The sequence below is a fragment of the Synechococcus sp. R5-12 genome, from assembly GCF_047502655.1.
In the GTDB taxonomy this organism is placed as follows: Bacteria; Cyanobacteriota; Cyanobacteriia; order Thermostichales; family Thermostichaceae; genus Thermostichus.
This window is the reverse complement of record NZ_JANSIM010000259.1, coordinates 1-4,146: the sequence shown is the minus strand read 5'-3', so window position 1 is coordinate 4,146 and position 4,146 is coordinate 1. Positions and strand designations below refer to the sequence as shown.

Here is a 4,146-nt window from a genome sequence, read left to right as displayed (position 1 = left end):
TGCCCTGTTCCGGCAATCTGCATTGGTGAAAGATGCTAGCTTTTGTTAGCATGCAGGAGCCAAAAAAGTTCGGCAGGCAAATCAAAACTCTTCCGAGCCGGAACCCAAACCTCAATCCAACACAGCGGGATCCCTTGGCTAGTTCAGAGTTTGCCCTGGAGCAGTTGCTCTTTGCCCCGGCCACGCCTGACCCCGACGCAGTGCGGGTAATCTACGCCTTCCCCAACACCTACGCAGTGGGGATCACCAGCCTGGGCTATCAAGTCATCTGGAGTCTGCTGGCCAGCCGCCGAGATGTGGCCGTCTCCCGCCTCTTTACAGACTTGGCTGAACCCCTGCCCCGGGAGCCGGAGCTGTTCGGCTTTTCCCTATCCTGGGAGCTGGATTATGTCCATATCCTGGCTCTGCTGGAACGGCACGGGATCCCTCCCAGATCTGAGGAGCGGGAAGAAGCCCACCCCTTGGTCTTTGGCGGCGGCCCGGTACTGACAGCCAACCCTGAGCCCTTTGCCGAGTTTTTTGACCTGATCTTGCTGGGGGATGGGGAAGGTCTTCTGGAGAAGATGATCGAGGTCTATCGGCAGGTGCGCCAGGGATCCCGGGCTGAGAAATTGCAGGCGCTAGCGCAGGTGCCAGGGATCTATGTGCCCGGCTTGTATGAACCCCAATACCGGGAGCCCGACGGCCCGGTGGAGAAGGTGCTCCCCAAAGTGGCCGGGATCCCTAGCTCCATCCGCAAACACACCTTCCGCGGCAACACCCTCTCGGTTTCCACAGTAGTCACCCCCAAAGCGGCCTGGGAGAGCATCTACATGGTGGAGGTGGTGCGCAGTTGCCCGGAGATGTGTCGGTTTTGCCTGGCCAGCTACCTAACGTTGCCCTTCCGGGTGGCGGATGTGGAGGGGCATTTGATCCCGGCGGTGGAGCGGGGGCTGCAGGTTACCCAGCGGATTGGGTTGCTGGGGGCTTCGGTAACCCAACACCCGCAATTCGAGCAGTTGCTGGAGCACTTGGCCCAGGATCGCTTCGAGCAGGTGCGTCTCAGTCTGGCCTCGGTGCGCACCGCTACCGTAACCCCACGTCTGGCGCAGGTACTCTCCCGCCGGGGCAGCCAGTCCATTACGGTGGCCATCGAAAGTGGCTCAGAACAACTGCGCCAGATCATCAACAAGAAGTTAAGCAACCCGGAAATCTTGGCAGCAGCAGCCCACGCCCAGGCTGGAGGTCTGAAGGGCATTAAGTTCTACGGCATGGTAGGGATCCCGGCGGAAACCCAGGCAGATCTGGAGGCCACAGTAGCCCTTTTCCAAGAGCTCAAAAAAGCGGCTCCCGGCCTGCGCCTGACGCTGGGTTGCAGCACCTTTGTGCCCAAAGCCCACACCCCTTTTCAGTGGTACGGAGTGGATCCCCAAGCCGAGAAAAAACTGCAGTTTTTCCAGAAACACCTGCGTCCCCTGGGGGTGGAGTTGCGCCCGGAAAGCTATAGCTGGTCGGTGATCCAAGCCCTCATCTCGCGAGGGGATCGGCGGGTGGGAAAAGTCTTGCAGTTGGCGCGGGACTTTGGGGAATCCTTGGGGAGCTACCGGCGGGCTTTCAAAGAGCTTAAAGGGCAACTGCCGCCCCTAGACTACTACGTGCACAGCCACTGGGATCCAGCGGATCCCTTGCCTTGGCAACACATCGAAGGGCCCCTCACCCCAGAGCGACTGTTGCAACATCGCCAGGAAGCTCTTTCTGTTCGTATCTCTTGAAAATACCTATTTGGGTTGTTTGCAAGCTGCGATGCTGCTGGCAATAATCGCCTCGGTTTCGGCCAAGCCTTTCCAGCCCAAGATCTGGGTTTCTTTCTTTTCCAGGCGCTTGTAGGTGGCGAAAAACTCCGCAATCTCATCCAGGCGGTGCTGGGCGATGTCTTCCAGCTTGGTCACCGAAGCATAGCGGGGATCCTTGGCAGGCACACACAGCAGCTTCTCATCGGGATCCCCGCCGTCGATCATCTGCAACATGCCCAAGGGTCGCACCGTGACCACACACCCTGGGAAAGTGGGCTGATCCATGATCACCAAGCCATCCAAGGGATCCCCATCCCCGGCCAGCGTGTTGGGCACAAAGCCGTAGTCGTAAGGGTACTGCACCGAGGAGTAGAGCACCCGATCCAGCGCCATTGCTCCCATGTCTTTGTCGAACTCATACTTGTTTTTGCTGCCGCCGGGAATCTCAATCAAGATGTTGAGCAGGCCGGGCTTGGGTTGGGCAGGGATCCGCGACAGGTCGATCACAGCAAGCACCCTCGGATTGGGAATAGACAGCCAGAGGGTATTCTGACATACTCCTTGCCCCAAAGGACAGAGACTCTTGACACTTGCCGGGAATAGGCGGGACGAAACCCTTAGCCGCCTTCACATTGCTTCACATTATTTTCTCCACGTCTGGCTTAGCGTCGCATCTTCCTCGACGAGATGGGAGACTGGGTTTTCTCTCCCCCTTTCCCTCAGCAGGCCCAGAGCCGCCTGGAAGGATAGGGTTCCGGATCCGGCTTCCTTGATTGGCTCAGACATACTCCCCGGGCAAGATTCGAACTTGCGACCAATCGGTTAACAGCCGACCGCTCTACCGCTGAGCTACCGAGGATCAAGCGTTTCTCATCATAGGGGAAAAAAGGACTGCTAGGCAACTGCCGGCGGGGGGTTCTTGTTGGGCCTTGGGATCCCTGTTCAGTGGAGCGGGCTTGATTTTGCTCAATTGCTCGCCTTTCTCAGGTCTATCTGACGGATCCAGGGGACAAACCCTGAAAACGCCCTCGTCAACCGAACGGAAGCCATTACAATGGTTACGGACATTTGCCAGCGCCCCTCATGGACTTCGGAGTCGGATTTCTCTCCAACAACGTCATGCTGCCGATCCTGGATTTTTTCTATGGGATCGTGCCCAGCTACGGACTGGCCATCATCTTCCTGACGTTGGTGATCCGCTTTGCCCTCTACCCGCTCAATGTGGGATCCATCCGCAACATGCGGCGCATGAAGGTGATCAGCCCGGTGATGCAGCGGCGGATGCGAGAACTCCAGGAGAAATACCGAGACGACCCGCAGAAGCTTCGGGAAGCCCAGGCCAAGCTTTACAGCGAGCTGGGGGCCAATCCTTTGGGGGGCTGCCTGCCACTGCTCATTCAAATGCCGGTGCTGTTTGCCCTGTTTGCCACCCTGCGGGGATCCCCCTTTGCAGCGGTGACCTACGATGTCAACTTGCAGATCCTGCCGGCGGAAATGGCGGCTGAGGTGGTGCCCGCCCCCTACGTCAGCCCCAGCAAGAACATTTTTGTCACCGACTCTCTTCACAAGCCGGTGGTGCTGGTGGAACCCAAAGGCACCAAGGTTGCCGTCGGGGAAGAGGTGCAATTTTTGCTTCAAGGGCCGGGGGGCAAGCCTTTTGAGCAATTGGTGGCCGAAGCGGGTGGGGATCCCAATCTGTTACAGCTCACCTGGAAGATCACCAAAGGAGAAGATCGTGCCCAGATCAAGCCGGATGGCACCTTGCTGGCTCTGCAGCCGGGGGATGTGACCGTGCAGGTGTCCATTCCCGGTTTGGCCTCTGAGACTGGCTTTCTGTTCATCGACAAGTTGGGCCGTGTGGGAGCCTTCGACGAGGATGGCACCATCCACTGGGATATCATCGCCATGATCGTCATCTTTGGGGTGTCCATTTACCTGAACCAGTACCTAACCAATGCCGGACAGGATACCGGCAAAGGGGATCCCAGCCAAAGTTCCATGGCTCGGATCACCCCTGTGCTGTTCTCGGCGATGTTCCTGTTCTTCCCTCTGCCGGCAGGGGTTTTGCTCTACATCCTTGTCTCTAATATCTTCCAAACGGTGCAGACTTTCCTGCTCTCGCGGGAGCCGTTGCCGGAGAACTTACAGCAGTTGGTGGAAGAGGAGCGCCGTCGGGCTGCCCAGGCGATCACGGTGGAGGCCAAGGAAGTGGAAAAATCGACCAAGCCCAGACCAGCCAAGGAGGGACGGGAATCCTTGCCCTTTGAGCCCTAGGGGATCCTCGCTGTTGGGGTGGACTTGTGGTGGAGTGTTGATACCTGATACATTTGCGCTGAACACTGCTGAACATCACTGTTCAACTATGCAGCGATAG

At 58.1% G+C, this 4,146-nt stretch carries 3 protein-coding genes and 1 tRNA gene; 2 read left to right on the top strand and 2 right to left on the bottom strand.

Translation table 11 applies throughout. The annotated features are described in order from the left end of the window. Positions 1-134: 134 nt before the first annotated feature. A complete protein-coding gene (locus tag NW843_RS12900) occupies positions 135-1,751 on the top strand; it encodes a B12-binding domain-containing radical SAM protein (RefSeq protein ID WP_414523142.1) in 1,617 nt (538 codons plus the stop codon). Between the two features lie 6 nt (positions 1,752-1,757). Here the strand turns inward: NW843_RS12900 and NW843_RS12895 are convergent, their stop codons facing one another. Together NW843_RS12895 and NW843_RS12890 are read right to left on the bottom strand one after the other, a co-directional pair. Next, positions 1,758-2,276: an inorganic diphosphatase gene (locus tag NW843_RS12895; RefSeq protein WP_414350567.1), complete on the bottom strand. Its 519-nt coding sequence runs from the start codon at positions 2,274-2,276 to the stop codon at positions 1,758-1,760. Between the two features lie 283 nt (positions 2,277-2,559). Next, positions 2,560-2,631, bottom strand: a tRNA-Asn gene (locus NW843_RS12890). 224 nt (positions 2,632-2,855) lie between these two features. Between NW843_RS12890 and yidC the strand changes: the two genes are divergently transcribed. Beyond that, entirely contained in the window at positions 2,856-4,046 is a 1,191-nt protein-coding gene (yidC, locus tag NW843_RS12885; RefSeq protein WP_414523141.1) for a membrane protein insertase YidC, read from the top strand. Positions 4,047-4,146: the final 100 nt, after the last annotated feature.